A 19,337-nucleotide genomic window follows, 5' to 3' on the forward strand; every position below is an offset into this window, starting at 1 on the left:
CTGCTGGGTCGCGGGATTGCCGTCCGATCGTCGCACCTACCCTCGAGTACGCGGTAGCCGCCCCGGATTGCGGACGTTTTGTTCACGGGGAGAAACAACTCCGGAAAACAACTTCCACCATACGAGAGTTGATCGAGCAACGAAAGAGGCCCACATCACAGGGTGATGTGGGCCTCTCTCACGTCATGACACCGACCCGCCATGCTCGCCTCGCGGCAAGTGGTCGCTCGTAGCGACGAAGGTTGGGCCCGGGGGCTTGGATCGAGCCGGTGTCACGACCAGGCTAACAAACGGATGGCCGAACGCCATTCCCGTCCGGGGACTTCACAGGAAACAGCCCCACTCGCGGTCCCCCGCCCAGTCCCCGCTCAGTCCCGCTCGGTCCCCGCTCAGTCCCGCAGAAGGTCCGGCACCCCGTCCGCGTCCGGCACGTCCCGCTCCGCCGAGACGACCGTGAGCTGCTGCGTGGCCCGGGTCAGGGCGACGTACAGCACCCGCAGGCCGGCCGGGCTCTCGTCGGCGATCTCCGCCGGGGAGACGACCACCGTGGCGTCGTACTCCAGGCCCTTGGCCTCCAGGCTGCCGAGGGCCACCACGCGGTCGCCCAGGCCGCTGAGCCAGCGGCGGGCCTCCTCTCGGCGGTTCATGGCGACCACGACGCCGACGGTGCCGTCGACCCGCTCGAGCAGCCGCTCGGCCTCCGCCCGGACGGTCGCGCCCAGGGACCCCGTCAGGGCGGCGCCGCGTCCGTGGTTCGTCGCCGCGCTGTGTCCATGGTTCGTCGCCACGCTGTGTCCATGGTTCGTCGCCACGCTGTGTCCATTGTTCGTTGCCACGCTGTGTCCATTGTTCGTTGCCACGAAACGGGGCACGACGCCCGTCGAACGGACCGCCGACGGGGACACGGCGCCGGGCATGGCCAACGCCAGCACCTTCGCCGCCAGCTCGGCGATCTCGGCCGGGTTGCGGTAGTTCACGGTCAGCTCGAAGCGGCGGCGCGGGCGGCTGCCCAGGGCCTCGTCACGGGCCTCGGCGGCCTCGTCCGGGTCGGACCAGGAGGACTGGGCCGGGTCGCCGACGACCGTCCAGGTGGCGTGCCGGCCGCGGCGGCCGACCATGCGCCACTGCATCGGCGTGAGGTCCTGGGCCTCGTCGACGATGACGTGCGCGTACTCGACGCGCTCCTGGGCGAGCCGCTCGGCGCGCTCGCGCTGCGTCTCCTCGCGCGTCGGCATCAGCTCCTCCAGACCGGTGAGCTGGTCGAGCGGGTCCAGCTCGCGTCTCTTTCGGGGGCGGACCGGGACGCCGAGGATCGCCTGGAGCTCGTCGAGCATGGCGATGTCGTGCACGGACAGCCCGTCCCGCTTCAGGGAACGGGCGACCTTGCGGACCTCGCCGGGGTTGAGGATCCGCCGGGCCCAGCGCCCGAGCCGCCGTTCGTCGGCCATCGCCGCGAGGACGGACCTCGGCGTCAGCTCCGGCCACCAGGCGTCGAGGAACGCCAGGAAGGAGTCCTCGCTCGTCACGTCCTCGTCGAAGGAGGAGCGCAGCTCGGCGGCGAGCTCGGGGTCGGTGTGCCGGCCGGCCGCGCCCGACTGCTCCCACAGGGCGTCCAGGAGGAGCTTGCGGGCACGGGGGCGCAGCAGGTTGACGGGGGCGGTGCCGCTGAGGGCGTTGTTCCGGATCCGCTCCAGCGCCGGCGCCTCCAGCTCCAGCCGCCGCCCGAAGACGACCACGCGGAGCCGGTTGGACGTACCGGTACCCGCACCGGTACCGCCATGGAGGTCGGTGTCGCCGTCGGCGTCGGTGTCCTCGTCGCCGAAGGCGAGCTGCCCGCCGGCCAGCGCGCCACGGGAACCGTTCGCACCACGAGCCCCCTCCGGGCCACGCGAACCGTCCGCTCCACGGGACGGCCCGTTCGCACCGCCCCCGGACCCCGCCTCCAAGGCCCCCCGCGCCGCCTTCCGCAGCACCTTCAGCATCCGGTACGACCCCTTCGCCCGGGCCACCGCCGGGGAGTCGTACAGGGTGGCCTCCGCGCCGTCGACGAGGGAGCCGATGGCGCGGATGGCGACCTGGCCCTCCTCGCCGAGGGAGGGCAGCACGCCCTCGGTGTACGCCACCAGCAGCGGGGTCGGCGAGACGATGAGGATGCCGCCCGCGTACCGCCGCCGGTCCTGGTAGAGGAGGTAGGCGGCCCGGTGCAGCGCGACGGCGGTCTTGCCCGTTCCCGGCCCGCCCTCGACGTACGTCACGGAGGCGGCGGGGGCGCGGATGACCAGGTCCTGCTCGGCCTGGATGGAGGCGACGATGTCGCGCATGGTGTGGCTGCGGGCCTGGCCGAGGGCGGCCATCAGGGCGCCGTCGCCGATGACGGGCAGTTCGGCCCCGCCGAGGAACGCGGTCAGCTCGGGACGCATCAGGTCGTCCTCGACGCCGAGGACGCGCCGCCCCTTGGAGCGGATGACCCTACGACGGACCACGCGCCCCGGGTCGACGGGGGTCGAGCGGTAGAAGGGCGCCGCGGCCGGGGCCCGCCAGTCGATGACCAGCGGGGCGTACTCCTGGTCGAGGACGCCGATGCGGCCGATGTGGAGGGTCTCGGCGATGTCGGCGGTGCCGTCCTCGCGCACCGCGCCCTCGGCGGGCTCCACGGCGGTGTAGGCGCCGTCGGGCCCCTTCTTGCCGTCCCTGCCGAGGAGGAGGTCGATCCGCCCGAACAGGAAGTCCTCGAACTCGTTGTTGAGGCGGTTGAGGTGGACGCCGGCCCGGAAGACCTGTGCGTCCCGCTCGGCGAGCGCCCCGGGTGTGCCGACCTGGCCGCGCTTGGCCGCGTCGTTCATGAGGAACTCGGCCTCGTGGATCTTCTCCTCGAGGCGCTGGTACACCCGGTCGAGGTGTTCCTGTTCGACGCTGATCTCTCGTTCCCGGACCGAGTCCGGCGCGGCGTCGACCGCGGATTCCTGCTGAGCCTGTGCGGCCACCGGGCCCCCTTCTGACGTGCTGGGCAGCCGTCAACCGTACGCGAAGGGGACCCGTTGAAGCTACGCGTCGACCTGGACGAGCTTCTTGCCGTCGAAGGTCATCACTTCGAAGTGGTCGATCTCGTTCGGGCTGAAGGCCGCGCCGCCCTCGACGTAGAGCGGGTTCTTGGCCTGCTCGGTCTTGGCGTCGGCGATGCCGTAGCCCCACTTCGGGACCGACCAGGAGGAGACGGTCTCGCGCTCGCCGTTCTTGCCGACGGCGATGAGCGAGCACTTCTCCGGGCCGGTGACGTTCTTCAGTTCGACGACGGCCTGGGTGCCCCACGCCTTCTCGGCCATGGCGACGGTCGCCGTGACCTTGGTCGAGGCGTCCGTCTGGGTGATCTTGTCGGACAGCGTGTTGAAGGTGGCCTGGGCGGGGTTGGTGGCGCTGGCGACGGGCTGCTTGGTCCCGCCGTCGTCACCGCCGGTCACGGCCATCACACCCACCGGACCGCCGACGATGAGCGCGACCGCGGCGGCCAGCATGAAGAAGGAGCGGCGGCGTTTGAGGGCGCGACGCTCGGACACCTCGTCGACCAGCCGTTCCGCGAGGCGCGGGCTGGGGCGGGCGGACAGCGACTCCCCGATGGCCGGCGTCCCGGTGCCCGGCAGGTCCGCGAGGGCGGCCAGCATCGGCTCCATCCCGGCGAGCTCGTCGAGCTGCTGGGCGCACCACTCGCAGCCGGCGAGGTGCATCTCGAAAGCGGTTGCTTCGGCGTCGTCGAGAATCCCGAGGGCGTAGGCGCCCACGGTCTCGTGCTCACTCGGGCTCGGAGATCCCTGCATAGATCCCTGCATGGGGCCAGACATACCCGAACCACCTGATCCGAATCCCCCGTAAACGCTCATCACGCCGTCACCCCCCGCTCCTCCAGAGCCAGCTTCATCGACCGCAGGGCATAGAAGACCCGTGAGCGCACGGTGCCGCTGGGTATGCCCAGCGTCTCGGCCGCCTCATTGACGGTACGCCCCTTGAAGTACGTCTCCACGAGCACCTCCCGGTGGGCCGGGGTCAGGTCGTCGAGCGCGTCGGAAAGCGTCATCAACCACAGCGCCTTGTCGATCTCGTCCTCCGCAGGAATGACCTCCAGCGGCGACGGGTCGACCTCCTGCGGCCGGGCCTGCCGGCTGCGGTGGCCGTCGATGACGATGCGGCGTGCGACCGTCACCAGCCAGGGGCGTACCGATCCGGTCGCTCGATTGAGCTGGCCGGCGTTCTTCCAGGCACGGATGAGTGTCTCCTGCACGACGTCCTCGGCGCGCTGCCGGTCTCCGGCAACCAGTCGCAGGACGTACGCAAGAAGGGGTCCGGCATGCTCCCGATACAGAGCACGCATCAGCTCCTCATCGGGCTCCGAGGGCTGGGACATGCGATGTCGGGCCCTCGATCCACGTTCATTGGCCACGGCCGCATCCTTGCGCACGCCCACCTCCGGTGTCCGGGGGTTCCCCCAGTCGGTCGCTCCACCACCGGTACGGAAGAGGTGTGTTGCGTGTTCAAACCGAGGCGACAGTTTTCTTGCGAGTGCCGTGACGAGGGGGGACATCGGGGCACATGTCCCCCGCTTTTTCTTTACATTTCCGCCACAGCGACAAGATCGGGCCCGGTGCCCGGCGAGCCGTCAGGGTAAACGGTGTGTAATCGAAATCACGTCGAATTCACTGCGGCAGCCGGGGAACAGAAGCCTCGAACCGGGCACGCCGTCGATGTCTGGCCACCCGCTCACGGTTCCCGCACACCTCGCTGGAGCACCATCGACGACGCCTTCCCCGGGACGTGTCGACGTACACGATGGGGCAGTTGTCCCCCTCGCACTGCCTCAGCCCGGCCCGCGCCGCGGGATCGGTGAGCAGCTCCACGGCGTCCCGCGCAACGGCCGCGAGCAGCGCCGCACACTCCGGCGGCCCGGCCAACTCCCGTACGAGCGTCCCGTCCTGCGCGGGTACGGCGCGGGGGACGGGCGGCGCGGCGCGGGCGACCTCGTTGACGCGGGCGAGCGGAAGGTCGTAGGGCCCGGAGTCGTGGCGTCCCAGCCAGCCGCGCACCAACATCCCCACATCGGCCCGAAGTTCACGGAACGCGACCGGCCAGGAGTCTCCGGCATGACCCAACCCGGTATCCGCCGGAACAAGCCCCGAGCCCCGGATCCAGGCGCACAACGGCCCCACGGCGTCGAGCCGTTCGACCGGATGCGCGGTGGCGAGCAGGTCGAGGCAGATCCGCCCGGCGTCGAACCGCAGCTCATAGGGGGCCGTGGCCATACCCAGTGCCATGCGCCTGTCACCCGCCTGCCTAGAAGACCGTCCCCCTCACAGTGCACGCCGAAGGCGGACTGAGGAAGCCTTTTGAGCAGGGGCTCGTTTCTCCCAGCCCGTGGGGGTCCTCCTCTGAGGGAGTGTGAGGACGAGGCCCTCAGGGGCCGACAGCGGGGGCCTGGGGGCAGCCCCCAGTGACGGTCACACGGTCACACGGACACCGGGCGCCGACACACCAGGCTCACCCCTGCCTCACGCGTCCGCGTACTTCGCGTCGGACGCCGGATCCAGCGCCAGCCGATATCCCCGCTTCACCACCGTCTGAATCAGCTTCGGCGCCCCCAGCGCCGTCCGCAGCCGCGCCATCGCCGTCTCGACGGCGTGCTCGTCGCGCCCCGCGCCCGGCAGCGCCCGCAGCAGATCGGAGCGGGGCACGACCCACCCCGGCCGCCGGGACAGGGCGCGCAGCAGGGACATCCCGGCCGGGGGCACGGGCCTGAGACAGCCGTCGACCAGCACCGCATGTCCCCGGATCTCCACCCGGTGCCCCGCGATCGGCAGCGCCCGGGCCCGCCCCGGCAGCTCCTTGCACAGCAGCTGCACGAGCGGCCCGAGCCGGAACCGCTCCGGCTGGACGGTGTCCACGCCCACCGCCTGGAGCGGCAGCGCGGTGACCGGGCCGACGCAGGCCGGCAGGACGTCGTGGTGGAGGGCGGCGATCAGCTCGGCCTGCAGCCCGCGGTCCTGCGCGCGCGACAGCAGGGACGCGGCGGCGGGCGCGCTGGTGAAGGTGATCGCGTCCAGGCCGCGGGAGACGGCGGCGTCGAGGAGCCGGTCGAGGGGCGAGATGTCCTCGGGCGGCATCCACCGGTACACCGGTACGCCCACGACCTCCGCTCCCGCCGCCCGCAGCGACTCCACGAACCCCGGCAGCGGCTCGCCGTGCAGCTGGACGGCGACCCGGCGCCCTTCGACGCCCTCCTCGAGGAGCCGGTCGAGCACTTCGGCCATGGACTCGCTGGACGGCGACCAGTCCTCCGTGAGGCCGGCGGCCCGTATGGCGCCCTTGACCTTGGGCCCGCGGGCGAGGAGCTCGACCCCGCCCAGCCGGGCCAGGAGCTGCTCGCCGAGCCCCCAGCCGTCGGCGGCCTCGACCCAGCCCCGGAAGCCGATGGCGGTGGTGGCCACGACGACGTCCGGGGCCTGGTCGATGAGGTCCTTGGTGGCGGCGAGGAGTTCGCCGTCGTCGGAGAGCGGCACGATCCGCAGGGCGGGCGCGTGCAGCACCGCCGCTCCGCGCCGTTGCAGCAGCGCGCCCAGCTCCTCGGCCCGGCGCGCGGCCGTCACGCCTACGGTGAAGCCCGCGAGGGGCCCGTGTTCCGGTCGCTGCTGTTGCTCGTACATGGCTCTCCTAGCTGACCCGCATGACGAACGAGCCTGTCAACGGCTCGTGACAGGCTCGGTTCGACTTGATGTCCGCGGTGTTACTGATGCCTCGGTTCCTGGAAGCGCCGCATCCGATCAACGGCTTCCGGCCGGGGGTCCGGGGGTTGCCCCCCGGATGGGCACAGCGTCACACCTTTGCGTAGCTGAGCTGCGGCTTCGCCTCTGAGGCAGTGCTGCTCGCCTGGATTCGCGAGGCCGACCGGCGAAGGTATACGGCCCAGGTGACCCCGAAGCAGGCGGCGTAGAAGGCGAGGAAGGCGACGAACGCGCCGGTGCCGGAGCCGTAGGAGAGGAAGGACTGGCGGAAGGCCAGGTTGATGCCGACGCCGCCGAGTGCGCCGACCGCCCCGATGAGCCCCATGGAGGCGCCGGAGAGCCGGCGTCCGTAGGCGGCCGCCTCTTCCCCTTCAAGACCCTTGGCGACGGCCTTCGCCTGGAAGATGCCGGGGATCATCTTGTACGTCGAGCCGTTGCCGAGGCCGCTGAGCACGAACAGCACCACGAAGACGCAGACGAACAGCGGCAGCGACTTCTGCATGCTGGCGAAGACCAGGACGGCGGTGGCGGCGGCCATGCCGACGTAGTTGTAGAGGGTGATGCGGGCGCCGCCGTAGCGGTCGGCGAGCCAGCCGCCGACGGGGCGGATCAGGGAGCCGAGCAGCGGGCCGATGAAGGTGAGGTAGGCGGCCTGGAGGGGCGTACGGCCGAACTGGTTGGTCAGGACCTGGCCGAAGGCGAAGGAGTACCCGATGAACGAGCCGAACGTGCCGACGTAGAGGAAGGACATGATCCAGGTGTGGGCGTCCTTCGCGGCGTCGACGGCGGCGCCGGTGTCGTTCTTCACGGACGCGAGGTTGTCCATGAACAGCGCGGCGAGGGTCGCGGCGACGACGATCAGCGGGATGTAGATCCCGAGCAGCACGCGCGGTCCGCCGCTGGCGCCGATGACGGCGAGGGCGATCAGCTGGATGACCGGCACACCGATGTTGCCGCCGCCCGCGTTGAGCCCGAGCGCCCAGCCCTTCTTGCGGAGGGGGAAGAAGGCGTTGATGTTGGTCATGGAGGAGGCGAAGTTGCCGCCGCCGATGCCCGCGAGCAGGCCGACCAGCAGGAAGGTGTTGAAGGAGGTCCCCGGCTCCATCACCGTGAACGCGGCGATCGTGGGGATCAGGAGCAGACCGGCGGAGATGATCGTCCAGTTCCGTCCGCCGAAGATCGCGACGGCGAAGGTGTACGGCACCCGCACGACCGCCCCGACCAGCGTCACCATCGACGTCAGCAGGAACTTGTCGGCCGGGGTCAGGCCGTACTCCGGTCCCATGAACAGCACCAGCACGGACCAAAGGGTCCAGATCGAGAAGCCGATGTGCTCGGAGAGGACGGAGAAGAGGAGGTTACGGCGGGCGATCTTCTCGCCCTTGTCGTTCCAGAAGGCCTCGTTCTCCGGGTCCCACTCCTCGATCCAGCGGCTCCCCTTCTTCGACGGGGACGGGGGTGCGGGGGCTGTACTAGGGGCTGTCATGACGCCTCCACGGTGCTCCGGGCTCGGGTGGTTCGGGGGGATGAGCGGTGATGAGTCCCGAAGGTAGGGAGGGCGCGTTTCCGCCCTGTGGCTGGGGGTGACCGGAAGGGAACGTTGCTCTCACCTCCGGCGGAGGCGGGGTGAGAGGTTTTGGGGAGGGCTCAGCGCGGGGTCGACTGCCCGCAAGGGTACGGCGACTGCGGGAGGGTCTGGGGGGACGGCTGGGGCTGCCCCGCAGCCCCCGGCCGCTGGCCCCCTGGCCCTCTGGCCCCCTGCCCCCCTGGCCCTGTGGCCTCCTGCCCCCTCAGGCCCGATGCGTCCCGGTGTGGCCGTCGGGCCACAGGCGGGGCCTGCGCTTGGCCGCCAGGTCCTCCATCCAGCCGAAGCAGACGACGCACAGGGCGGTGAGCAGCCAGACCGCCGGAAGCTGCGGCCACGGGCTGTTCAGCAGCCCCGGGACGTTCTCCTCCAGCCAGGGGACCCCCCACAGCCGGTCCCACGCCCCCTCCACCACGTCGATGCAGACGTTGTGCCAGAGGTAGATCGTCACGGCCCGCGCGTTGAGCAGGGTGACCAGCCGGTCGAAGCGGCGCAGCGGGCGCGGCCACTCGGACCAGGACGGGCTGAGGTGCAGAAGCAGCAGGACCGCCGCGAAGGACCACAGGGACTGCGCGAACGGCATGTCGTCCAGGTCGTGCCCCTCGCGGATGCCGTCGCCGAGCGCGTACCAGAGGGCGAATCCGGCCACCGCCGGGGCGAGCGACGGCACCACGTAGCGCGGCAGGCGACGCAGCACGCCCTCCTGGTGCGCCATGCCGAGCAGCCAGCACGCGCCGAACGTGGCGAAGTCGCCGATCCCGGCCTCCAGCCGCCAGAAGGGCACGGACACCGCACCGAACTCCAGGGCGGCGGCGAGCGCGAGCGGCGAGAGGATCGTCGGCCAGGGCGCGGCCCGCAGCGCACGCAGCAGGAACGGCGAGAGGAGGACGAACCAGAGGTAGGCGCGGATGTACCAGAGGGGGACGCCCAGGTCGAGCGCCCAGCCGTCCGCGATCAGCCCCTGGATCCCGGGCAGCGGATCGCCGTACGGCGGATCGCTCAGCGGGAGGATCCAGTAGGCGAGGTGGAGCCACCACCAGCCGGGGCGCCCCTCGGCGTCCGGGCCCCAGCCCGCCAGCAGCATGCCGGACACGCCGACCGCGCCCAGCAGCCACAGCGGGGGCAGCAGGCGGCGCAGCCGTCCTCGGACGACCTCCAGCGCGGGACGTTTGCCGAGCGAGCGGGCCATGAGGTTGCCGGCGAGGGCGAACATCACGCCCATGGAGGGGAAGACGACGGGCAGCCAGGCCCAGCCCATGAGGTGGTAGAGGATGACGCGGAAGAGGGCGACGGCCCGCAGGAAGTCGAAGTAGCGGTCGCGGCCCTTGGGCGTAGGGGCGGGCGCCGTGACCTCCGCCGGCTGGGTGACGGTCATGCCGCACCCCCGCCCACGGACGCGCTCCCGCCCACAGACGCGCTGCCGCCGACGGACGCGCTCCCGCCCACCGCCGCCGGTTCTCCCGGAGGCGCCGCGACCTGCCCCTTCCTGCGCAGCTTCTGCCAGCGCAGTCGGCCGCCGGTGAGGGCGGTGATCCAGGACTGGAGCAGGACGATGTACATCAGCTGGCGGTAGAGGAGTTGCTGGAGCGGGAGGGAGATGAGGGGGGTGAGGCGTTCGCGGTCGAGGACGAACGCGTAGGCCGCGCAGCCCGCCTGCACGGCGAGGACGCCGAACCAGGCCGCGATCGTCTTGCCGGTCGGGCCGAAGAGCAGCCCGTAGACGAGGAACAGGTCGATGAGCGGGGCGAGGAGCGGGGCCACGACCATGAAGAGGGAGACGAGCGGCAGTCCGACCCGCCCGAACCGCCCGGACGGGCCCTTCTCCACGATCGCGCGGCGGTGCTTCCAGATGGCCTGCATGGTGCCGTAGCACCAGCGGTAGCGCTGGGACCACAGCTGCTGGACGGACTCCGGGGCCTCGGTCCAGGCGCGCGCCTTCTCGGCGTACACCACGTGCCAGCCGTCGCGGTGGAGGGCCATGGTGATGTCGGTGTCCTCGGCGAGCGTGTCGTCGCTCATGCCGCCGACCCGGTTCAGCGCGGTGCGGCGGAACGCGCCGACCGCGCCCGGGATGGTGGGCATGCAGCGCAGGACGTCGTACATCCGGCGGTCGAGGTTGAAGCCCATCACGTACTCGATGTGCTGCCAGGCGCCGATGAGGGTGTCCTTGTTGCCGACCTTGGCGTTGCCGGCGACGGCGCCGACGCGCGGGTCGGCGAAGGGCTGCACGAGTTCGCGGACGGTGGCGGGCTCGAAGACGGTGTCGCCGTCCATCATCACGATCAGGTCGTGCGAGGCGTTGGCGATGCCCCGGTTGAGCGCCGACGGCTTGCCCGCGTTGAGCTGCCGCACGACCCGTACGCCCGGCAGACCGAGGTCCTCGACGATGCGGGCCGTGCCGTCGCTGGAGCCGTCGTCGACGACGAGGATCTCGATCGGATGCTCGCTCTGCATCAGCGAACGTACCGTGTTCTCGATGCACTTGGCCTCGTTGTACGCCGGGACCAGCACCGTCGCCGGTTCGGTGACCGGCGCGTCCGGGCCCCAGACGAAGCCGCGGCGGCGGGTACGGCGGGTGTGGATCGCGGAGAGCAGCAGCATCAGGCCGAAGCGGGCGAAGACCAGGACGCCGATGACGGCCAGGCCGACGACCAGGACGGCGGTGATGTCGTCGGACGCCTCGACGAGGAAGACCCAGGCCCTGCCCTTCCACAGGTCGACCCCGGTGACCGGGGTGTGCGCGCTCGGGGCGTGCAGGGCCTCGGTGAGGTTCTCGAACGTGTAGCCCTTGCCCTGGAGTTCGGGCAGATAGGCGTCGAGGGCCTGGACCGTCTGGTGGCGGTCGCCGCCGGAGTCGTGCATGAGGACGATCGCGCCCTTGCCGCCGTGGGGCGTGGCGTTGCGGATGATCTGCCGGACGCCCGGCTTCTGCCAGTCCTCGCTGTCGGCGGTGGTGAAGACGCTGAGGTAGCCGCGGGCGCCGACGTACCGGGTGACCGGCCAGGACGCGTTGTCGAGGGCGTCGGCGGTGGAGGAGTACGGGGGCCGGAAGAGCGAGGTGCGGATGCCCGCGGCGCCCGCCAGGGCCAGCTGGTTCTGGGTGAGCTCCCAGTCGATGCGCTTCTTCGACTGGTAGGAGAGGTCGGGGTGGTTGAAGGTGTGCAGGCCGATCTCGTGACCCTCGGCCACCATGCGGCGGACCAGGTCCGGGTAGCGGGAGGCCATGGTGCCGGTGATGAAGAAGACGGCGTGCGCGTGGTGCTTCTTCAGGACGTCGAGGACCTCGGGGGTCCACTTCGGGTCGGGGCCGTCGTCGAAGGTCAGGACGATCTTGTGGGCGGGCACGTCCATGCTGGTGGCCCGCCCGCTGCGGGTGTCGACGACCGGGCCGCCGTCGAGGATCCGCTCCGGCACCCGGTCGTCGGCGGCCTCGGGGCGGATGCGGTAGTCCGCGAGGATCTCGCTGTGCACATAGCCGCGCAGCATCAGCATCGCCATCATCGCGAGCAGCACGACGAGGGGCAGCAGATGGCGCAGGCGCAGCGGCATCAGCCGGCGGCGCCCGGGAGGCGGGGCCGAGCTGTGCGCCGGACCGGCGGCGTGCCCTCGTATCCGGCCCCGCGCCGGACGCGGGGCGGAACGGCGGGCCGAACGCCGACCGCTCCCGTGCGACGCGGAAGCCGGCCCACCCGGCTCACCCGGCTCACCCGGCTCACCTCCTGACGAACCGAACGACTCGGACGAATGCGCGGGCTGCCCGACGGCGGACCGTCGGGTCGAGCGCCGGCTGGTGTGTGGTGCCATGAGAGGACGTTCTCCGGGGACGAGGGCCGAGCGGCGGAAACGGGGTGCCGCGAGATTCAGGCGGCGGAATCAGGTGACGCGGTCGAACAAGGAAGTCGAAGAAGCAAGGCGGGCGGCGAGGCGGCGCCGCCAGGGTCGGGCGGTACGACCGGACGCGCGGAAGTCGGGTGACGGGGCTGGGGTGACGCCGGCTGGGGTGACGGCAGGCGGCCGGTGCGGTCGCCTCGCCGAGGTCAGGCGGTACGACCGGACAGGCGGGAGTCGGACGGCAGACATGAGGTCGCCGAGGGCGGCCGACCGGGGCCCGCTGCGGCGGACCCCGCTTTCGCCGGGCCGCAGAACACCGCGCCCGAGCCGAGGCCCGGCCCTGAGCCAGAGCCGAGGTCCAGCCCTGAGCCAGAGCTCAGGCTCAGACCCAAGCCCTTCCCCCGTGCCTCTCCCCCGCCTCTGTCTCCGCCTCCGTCTCTCCCCTACCCGCCGATCAGGCGGCGGCCGGGCTCGACGCGACGGCGGACGGCGATGCCGGGGGTCCGGCGTCGACGGTGGTGGACGATCCTCCCGCCGGGGAGAGCGAGGAGGCGGGCGACGGATCAGCGGGCGGCGGCGAGGACGCCGGCGGCGGCGTCGCGGAGGGCGTCGGCGCGACGACCGGGCTGCTCGGACCCGGCGTCGAGGAGGCCCCGCCCGTGGCCGCCGCGCTGGGCCGGACGGTCCCGCTCGTCGAGGGCCGGGCCGCCGGGGATCCGCTCGGCGGCGCCGCGCTGCCCGACGCGTGGGGCGCGCTGCTCGCTCCCGGCTTGGCCGGCACCACGCCGGAAGCGGAGGCGGTCACGCCCGGGATGCCGGGCACCACGACGCCCGAGCCCCCGGAGGTCGGATCGGCGGAGCCGCTGGGCGCCGGGGAGTCGTCGACCTTGCCGGCCGGCTTGTCCTCGGCCTGGCCCGGCACCGGCACCGGCAGCCAGGGCGCGCCGGCGTTGCCCGACAGGAGCGTGGCGACGATGAGGACGGCGTAGGCCCCGCACGCGGTGCCCACGAGGATGCCGATGCGGCGGAACGTACGGCTGCGGCGGCCCGACTCGTCCACGAAGACGGGGACGTCGGAGGCGGCTCCCTCCTGGCCGTCGGCCCGCCCCTTCTGCAGCGGGTCGAGCTGGACGGTCACCTCGGCCGGGTCGTGCCCGTTCCCGTCCGCTGCGTCGCCGTCCGGCACTCTCGCGTGAGCCCCGCCGGGCTCTTCCCCCCAGGGATCCCGGAGGTCGCTCGACCGTTCGTTTTCGGAAAGGGTGTTCGAGGTTGTCGGGCGCTCGTTTTCGAGTGGTACGTCGAGTAGGGCACGGTATCTTCCGTTCCACCCCGATCCACCCGTCAAGGGCCGATTCCCTGCCTCGGGAAGCCTCTGGGCCCCCACTCCCATGACCGGCACATCCCGGGTCGGAGGAGCCACCTCGGGCCACTCCGGTTGGGCGTCTTCCCGCCATTTCTTCACGTGTGCTCTTTCCCCCCACGGAACTGTTCCGGGTACGCGAACGACCCTGAGCACACGTCGACGAACCGGGCCCCCACCCAGTCCCCGCGCCCCTTTTACCCCACTGTGCTCAGGTCGACGAATCTAGCGCAGGCGTGGGCCCTGTGTTCGCGATGTGTCATTTGTGGATAGAAGTCATGTTCATGTCTATGGCCGGAATCCACCCCTCGACAGGCCTCCGAAGCCATCCCTCCGCGACCCCGATCGCGACCCCCGCCCGTCTAAGCGCGTCGAGAGCCGGATGGACCAGCCCCTTTCGCCACACCAGCGACACGGGCGACAAAGGGACCGGATCGACGAGGGGTCGCAACACCGTTCCAGGCATGGCCGGAAAGTCCACCACCACGAGGACCGGATTGCCCGCTTTCGCCATGATTCGTTGAAACTCCTCGTCCCCGACGGCGAGCGGAGCGGGGGGCGCGACCGCGATGCCGCGCCCCTCGAACAGCCGGCGGGCGAGGTCGGTCCACTCGGGCGTGCGCGGGTTGCCCGCGCCCGCGTACACGCTCTCTCCGGCCAGCTCGGCCAGCGGCACCTGCGCGCGCGAGGCGAGCCGATGCCCCTCGGGCAGCAGGACGGCCATCGGCTCGTAGCGCACGATCTGATGGTCCAACCCGGCCCGCAGCGCCGGATCCAGGCCCGCGTACCGGCCGAACGACGCGTCCAGCCGCCCCGCGAGGATCTCGGCCGCGGCGCCGGTGAGCCCGCTCTCGTAGCGGGCCATCAGCTCCTGCTCGGGGGCGAGTTCACGGGCCCGGTGCAGCACGCGCCGCCCGGTGACCAGGCCGGGCGTGTTCAGGTCGACCAGCAGGGGCCGGGCCCGTCCGAAGGCGGCGATCAGCTCCTCCTGCGCCTGGAGCACCCGGCGCGCCAGCGGGACCAGTCGCTCCCCGTCCGGGGTGAGCGTCACCTGCCGGGTGGTCCGCACGAACAGTTCGACGCCCAACTCCCGCTCCAGTCGCCGTACATCGCGGCTCAGCGCCTGCTGGGCGACGTAGAGGCGGGCCGCGGCGCGGGTGAAGTGGAGGTCCTCGGCCACGGCGAGGAAGGCGCGCAGGAGCCGCGGGTCGAGGTGGGCGTGGGCGTGGGCGTGGGCATGGTCATGACCGGGCATCCGGCGAACTTACAACGCTGGTGCGTGAATCGGCGCCCAGCAGGTGTTGGACCCCTTGATCACCGGCGGGCGACGGTTGCCCCATGCCGCACCCGACCCGACGCGAGACCCCCCTCGCCCCCTACCGCCGCCTCCTCGCCGTCCCCGGCGCCCGCGCCTTCACCGTCGGCAACCTCCTCGCCCGCCTCCCCGCGGGCATGTTCGGCGTGAGCGCGATCGTGATGATCGCCGGCACCCGCGGCTCGTACGCCCTGGCCGGCGCCGTCACCGCGACCGGGCTCGCCGCGACCGCGCTCGTCGCGCCCTGGATCGCCCGGCTCGTCGACCGCCACGGCCAGGCCCGGATCGCCGTGCCGGCCACCCTGGTCGCGGCGCTCGGCAGCCTCGCACTGGTGCTGTGCGTCCGGTACGACGCCCCGGACTGGACCCTGTTCGCCGCGTACGCGGCCACCGCCACGACGCCCAACACCGGCGGCATGTCCCGCGCCCGCTGGAGCCATCTGCTCGACGGCGACCCCGCCGCCCTGCACACCGCGAACTCCTTCGAACAGGCCGCCGACGAGCTGTGCTTCATGCTGGGCCCGGTGCTCGCGGCCTTCCTGTGCGGCACGCTCTTCCCGGAGTCGGGCACGCTGGTCGGCGCGGCCCTGCTGGTGACGGGCATCCTGGTGTTCGCCGCCCAGCGCGCGACCGAGCCGCCGCCGCACCCCCGGCCGAAGGCCGGATCGTCCCCGCTCCGCGCCCCCGGCGTCCCGCCTCTCCTCGCCGTCTGCCTCGCCCTGGGGGCGGTGTTCGGCGCGACGGAGGTCGTCACGATCGCGTTCGCGGACGAGCACGGGCGCCGTACGGCGGCGGGCGCCGTCCTCGCGCTCCAGGCGGCCGGGTCGTGCGGCGCCGGTCTCGTCTACGGAGCGATGCGGCCGTCCGGATCCGCCGCACGCCGACACCCCCGGTGCGTGGCCGCGATGACCGCGCTGCTGACGCTCCCCCTCCTCGCGGCGGCCGGCGCCGGCTCGCTCCCGCTGCTGGCCGGCGCGCTGCTGGCGGCCGGGACGGCGACCGCGCCGACGATGGTCACCACCATGGCCCTGGTCCAGGAACGCACCCCCGAGGGCCGCCTCAACGAGGGCATGACGCTGGCGGTGACCGGTCTGCTCGGCGGCATCGCCTGCGGCAGCGCGACCGGCGGATGGATGGTGGAACACGTCTCCCCCGCGGCCGGGTTCGCCGTGCCGGTCGTCGCCTCGGCCATCGCCCTGCTCGTCTCGGGCAATTCCCGCGCACCCCATTGACGCACTCACAGCCGCCCCCATACCTTCGCCCGTCGAAGCGCTTCGACGTCACGCGTCGAATCGATTCGACGAGCTGCGTCGAACGCCGCGTGACACCCGTTCCTGCCTTGAGAACAGCCTCGGAACAGCCTTGAGAACAGCCTTGAGAACGGCCTCGAGAACCATCCGACTCCCCCGGAGGCACAGGATGTTGACGGCAAGAAGGCTCATCAGCAGGCGTGTGACGGCGAGTGCGGCGGCGGCCCTGGCGGGCAGCCTGCTCCTGGCCTCCTGCGGCGGCTCGGGCGGCGGCGGGTCCTCCGACGCCAAGACCCTGCGCCTGTGGCACTACGAGGGCCCGACCAGCGCGATGGGCGTCGCCTGGGCGGCGGCGATCAAGGAGTTCGAGGCCACGCATCCGGGCGTGCAGGTGAAGTTCGAGGAGAAGAGCTTCGACCAGATCCAGAAGACCGCCCCGATGGTTCTCAACTCCTCCGACGCCCCCGACCTCATGGAGTACAACAAGGGCAACGCGACGGCGGGCCTGCTGTCCAAGCAGGGCCTGCTGACCGACCTCACCGCCGAGGCGACGAAACGCGGCTGGGACCAGCTGATCGGCCCCGGCGTGCGCACCACCAGCCAGTACGACGCGGACGGCGTGATGGGCTCCGGCAAGTGGTACGGCGTGCCCGACTACGCCGAGTACACGATGGTCTACTTCAACAAGGACCTGTTCGCGAAGTACAAGCTCGCCGAGCCGAAGACGTTCGACGACCTGACCGCGGCGATGGACAGGTTCGTGGCCGAGGGCATCACCCCGCTCGCGAACTCCGGCGCCGAGTACCTCGCCCAGCAGTACCTCTACCAGCTGGCCCTGTCCAAGGCCGACCGCTCCTGGGTCGACTCCTACGAGCTGTACCAGGGCAAGGCCGACTTCCACGACGCGGCCTGGACGTACGCGGCCGACACCTTCGCCGACTGGGTGAAGAAGGGCTACCTCGGCAAGAAGTCCAGCGGCGCCACGGCCGAACAGGCGGGCGTCTCCTTCATCCAGGGCAAGGCGCCGATCCTGTTCTCCGGCAGCTGGTGGTACGGCCGCTTCCAGACGGAGGCCACGTTCGACTGGGGCACCGCCCTGTGGCCCGACTCGAACCTCACCCTCGGCTCCGGCGGCAACCTCTGGGTCGTCCCCAAGAGCGCCGACAACAAGGAACTCGCCTACGACTTCATCGACATCACCCTGTCGAAGAAGATCCAGAACCTGCTCGGCAACAAGGGCGGAGTCCCGGTCGCGGCCGACCCGAACGCCGTCACCGACCCCAAGGCCAAGGAACTCATCGCGAACTTCAACACCCTCTCCGACCGCGACGGCCTGGCCTTCTACCCCGACTGGCCGGTCCCCGGCTTCTACGACGTCCTCGTCTCCGAGACGCAGAAGCTGCTCACCGGCGGCGAGAAACCGGACGCCTACCTGGACGCGCTGCAGAAGGCGTACGACAAGGGCGTACCGAAACGATGAAGTTGCGCACCCCTCGCGACTCCACGTCCCGTGACTCCTACGGTCTGTTCCTGCTCCCCGGTGTGCTGGCCTTCCTGGCCGTGATCGTCGTCCCGTTCCTGATGAACACGGGCGTGAGCTTCACCGACTGGCAGGGCGTGGGCGCCCCGTCGTGGTCCGGGCTCGCCAACTACCGGGAGCTGATGGACGACGCGGACTTCTGGGAGAGCTTTCGGCACAGCCTCTTCATGGTCGTCGCGATGGCGGCCGTGCCGACGGCGGTCGGACTGGTCCTGGCGGCCGCCCTGTTCGACTACGTCGGCAAGCACTTCGGCAGCCGGATCACGGCGGTCCTGCGCGCCTGCTTCTACCTCCCGCAGGTGCTGCCGATCGCGGTCGCCGGCATCGTCTGGAGCTGGATCCTCGCCCCCGACGACGGGTCGCTCAACGCACTGCTGAAGGCCGTCGGGCTCGGCTCCTGGCAGCAGGACTGGCTCGGCGACCCGGACCTCGCGCTGTACAGCGTGATGGGCGTGCTGGTGTGGGTGCAGCTCGGCTTCCCGCTGGTCGTCTTCATGGCGGGCCTGCAACGCGTCGACCCGCAGCTGTACGAGGCGGCCGAGCTGGACGGCGCCGGCTGGTGGCGCCGCTTCCGGCACATCACGCTGCCCCAGATCCGCCCGGAGGTCTACGTCGTGCTGACCTGGTGCACGATCGCCGCGCTGAAGGTGTTCGGCGCGGTGTACGTCCTGACGAAGGGCGGGCCGGGCGGCGCGACGAGCGTCCCCTCCTACTTCGCCTTCAGCACCTTCTTCGAGAAGACCCAGGTCGGCTACGGCGCCGCGATCTCCACGGTCCTCACCGTGATCATCCTCGCCCTGTCCGTCATCGGCCTGAGACTCCAGACCCGCACGGAGGACGCCGAAGAAGGGACACGCACATGAGGACGGCTCTGCGCCGCTACCCGGTCCTGATCGCCCTCTGCCTGGCCGCCCTCCTCATGGTCGTGCCGTTCCTGATCGTCGCGGTGAACGCGGTCAAGTCGCCCACGGAGTACTCCCGCAACGGCCCGCTCGGCCTCCCCGACGGCCTCTACCTGGACGGCCTGAAGGACTTCTGGGAACGGGTCGACTACAGCCAGAAGCTGCTCAACTCGGTGCTGATCAGCGGCTCGGTGGCGGTCGGGGCCGTGTTCCTCTCCGTCCTGAACGCGTACGCGATCGGCATCGGAAGGATCAAGGGCCGCACCTGGGTCCTGGCCTTCTTCGTCCTGGCGAACATGCTCCCGCAGGAGGCGCTGGTCTACCCGCTCTACTACCTGAGCAAGCAGGTCGGCCTGTACGACACGAGGTTGAGCGTGATCATCGTCTTCACGGTGATCCAGACGGCCTTCGGCACCTATCTGCTCTCCTCCGTCCTCGGCCGGTTCCCCCGGGAGATCATCGAGGCGGCCCGCATCGACGGCGCGAACAGGTGGCAGGTGCTGTGGCGGATCGTCGTCCCCGTCAGCCGCCCCACCCTCGGCGTGCTGCTGGTCTTCTTCTTCGTCTGGACCTGGAACGAGTTCCTGCTCCCGCTGGTCATGCTGATCTCCAACGACCAGCAGACCGTGTCGGTGGCCCTCGGCGTCCTCCAGGGCCAGCGGCTGATGGACGCCACGATGACCAACGCGGCCGCCCTGCTCGGCGTGCTCCCCGCTCTCGTCTTCTTCCTCGTCTTCCAGCGCACGCTCACCCGCGGCATCGCGGTGGGCGCCGTGAAGTAAGGACCCCC

General features: G+C 71.3%; 14 protein-coding genes. 4 read left to right on the plus strand and 10 right to left on the minus strand.

Annotated elements, in window-relative coordinates; all coding sequences use genetic code 11:
* Positions 1–389: 389 nt before the first annotated feature.
* From OG562_RS16345 to OG562_RS16390, 10 genes are all read right to left on the minus strand, one after another.
* Positions 390–2,984 (minus strand): UvrD-helicase domain-containing protein, encoded by a 2,595-nt coding sequence (locus tag OG562_RS16345; protein WP_266398090.1) that lies wholly within the window; start codon positions 2,982–2,984, stop codon positions 390–392.
* A gap of 60 nt (positions 2,985–3,044) precedes the next feature.
* Positions 3,045–3,824, minus strand: a complete 780-nt coding sequence (locus tag OG562_RS16350; RefSeq protein WP_323187523.1) for a zf-HC2 domain-containing protein — start codon at positions 3,822–3,824, stop codon at positions 3,045–3,047.
* Positions 3,825–3,874: 50 nt separating this feature from the next.
* Complete coding sequence (locus OG562_RS16355) at positions 3,875–4,396, minus strand: sigma-70 family RNA polymerase sigma factor (protein WP_010039908.1); 522 nt, start codon at positions 4,394–4,396, stop codon at positions 3,875–3,877.
* Between the two features lie 289 nt (positions 4,397–4,685).
* Entirely contained in the window at positions 4,686–5,300 is a 615-nt protein-coding gene (locus OG562_RS16360; protein WP_266398094.1) for an ABATE domain-containing protein, read from the minus strand.
* Positions 5,301–5,534: 234 nt separating this feature from the next.
* Positions 5,535–6,686 carry a uroporphyrinogen-III synthase gene (locus OG562_RS16365; protein ID WP_266398097.1) on the minus strand — a complete coding sequence of 384 codons (1,152 nt, stop codon included), beginning with the start codon at positions 6,684–6,686 and terminating at the stop codon, positions 5,535–5,537.
* A gap of 169 nt (positions 6,687–6,855) precedes the next feature.
* Positions 6,856–8,250, minus strand: a complete 1,395-nt coding sequence (locus OG562_RS16370; RefSeq protein WP_266398099.1) for a NarK/NasA family nitrate transporter — start codon at positions 8,248–8,250, stop codon at positions 6,856–6,858.
* Between the two features lie 304 nt (positions 8,251–8,554).
* On the minus strand, positions 8,555–9,724 hold the full coding sequence (locus OG562_RS16375; protein ID WP_266398102.1) for an acyltransferase: 1,170 nt from the start codon (positions 9,722–9,724) through the stop codon (positions 8,555–8,557).
* Positions 9,721–11,898 (minus strand): bifunctional polysaccharide deacetylase/glycosyltransferase family 2 protein, encoded by a 2,178-nt coding sequence (locus OG562_RS16380; protein ID WP_266398105.1) that lies wholly within the window; start codon positions 11,896–11,898, stop codon positions 9,721–9,723. The genes OG562_RS16375 and OG562_RS16380 overlap by 4 nt, the downstream gene beginning before the upstream one ends.
* A gap of 736 nt (positions 11,899–12,634) precedes the next feature.
* Entirely contained in the window at positions 12,635–13,366 is a 732-nt protein-coding gene (locus OG562_RS16385; protein WP_266398106.1) for a hypothetical protein, read from the minus strand.
* Between the two features lie 433 nt (positions 13,367–13,799).
* Positions 13,800–14,795 (minus strand): LysR family transcriptional regulator, encoded by a 996-nt coding sequence (locus tag OG562_RS16390; protein ID WP_266398109.1) that lies wholly within the window; start codon positions 14,793–14,795, stop codon positions 13,800–13,802.
* An 83-nt stretch (positions 14,796–14,878) separates the two neighbouring features.
* Between OG562_RS16390 and OG562_RS16395 the strand changes: the two genes are divergently transcribed.
* The 4 genes from OG562_RS16395 (at position 14,879) to OG562_RS16410 (ending at position 19,329) form a co-directional block, all read left to right on the plus strand.
* Positions 14,879–16,087 carry an MFS transporter gene (locus OG562_RS16395; RefSeq protein WP_266398111.1) on the plus strand — a complete coding sequence of 403 codons (1,209 nt, stop codon included), beginning with the start codon at positions 14,879–14,881 and terminating at the stop codon, positions 16,085–16,087.
* A 187-nt stretch (positions 16,088–16,274) separates the two neighbouring features.
* A complete protein-coding gene (locus tag OG562_RS16400; protein WP_266398114.1) occupies positions 16,275–17,585 on the plus strand; it encodes an ABC transporter substrate-binding protein in 1,311 nt (436 codons plus the stop codon).
* Positions 17,582–18,508, plus strand: coding sequence for a carbohydrate ABC transporter permease (locus OG562_RS16405; protein WP_266398117.1), 927 nt, complete (start codon positions 17,582–17,584; stop codon positions 18,506–18,508). The genes OG562_RS16400 and OG562_RS16405 overlap by 4 nt, the downstream gene beginning before the upstream one ends.
* The gene (locus tag OG562_RS16410; protein ID WP_266398119.1) at positions 18,505–19,329 is read left to right on the plus strand and encodes a carbohydrate ABC transporter permease; all 825 of its coding nucleotides are present in this window, start codon (positions 18,505–18,507) and stop codon (positions 19,327–19,329) included. The genes OG562_RS16405 and OG562_RS16410 overlap by 4 nt, the downstream gene beginning before the upstream one ends.
* The last annotated feature ends 8 nt before the right edge of the window (positions 19,330–19,337 follow it).

It is taken from the genome of Streptomyces sp. NBC_01275 (assembly GCF_026340655.1).
GTDB lineage: Bacteria > Actinomycetota > Actinomycetes > Streptomycetales > Streptomycetaceae > Streptomyces.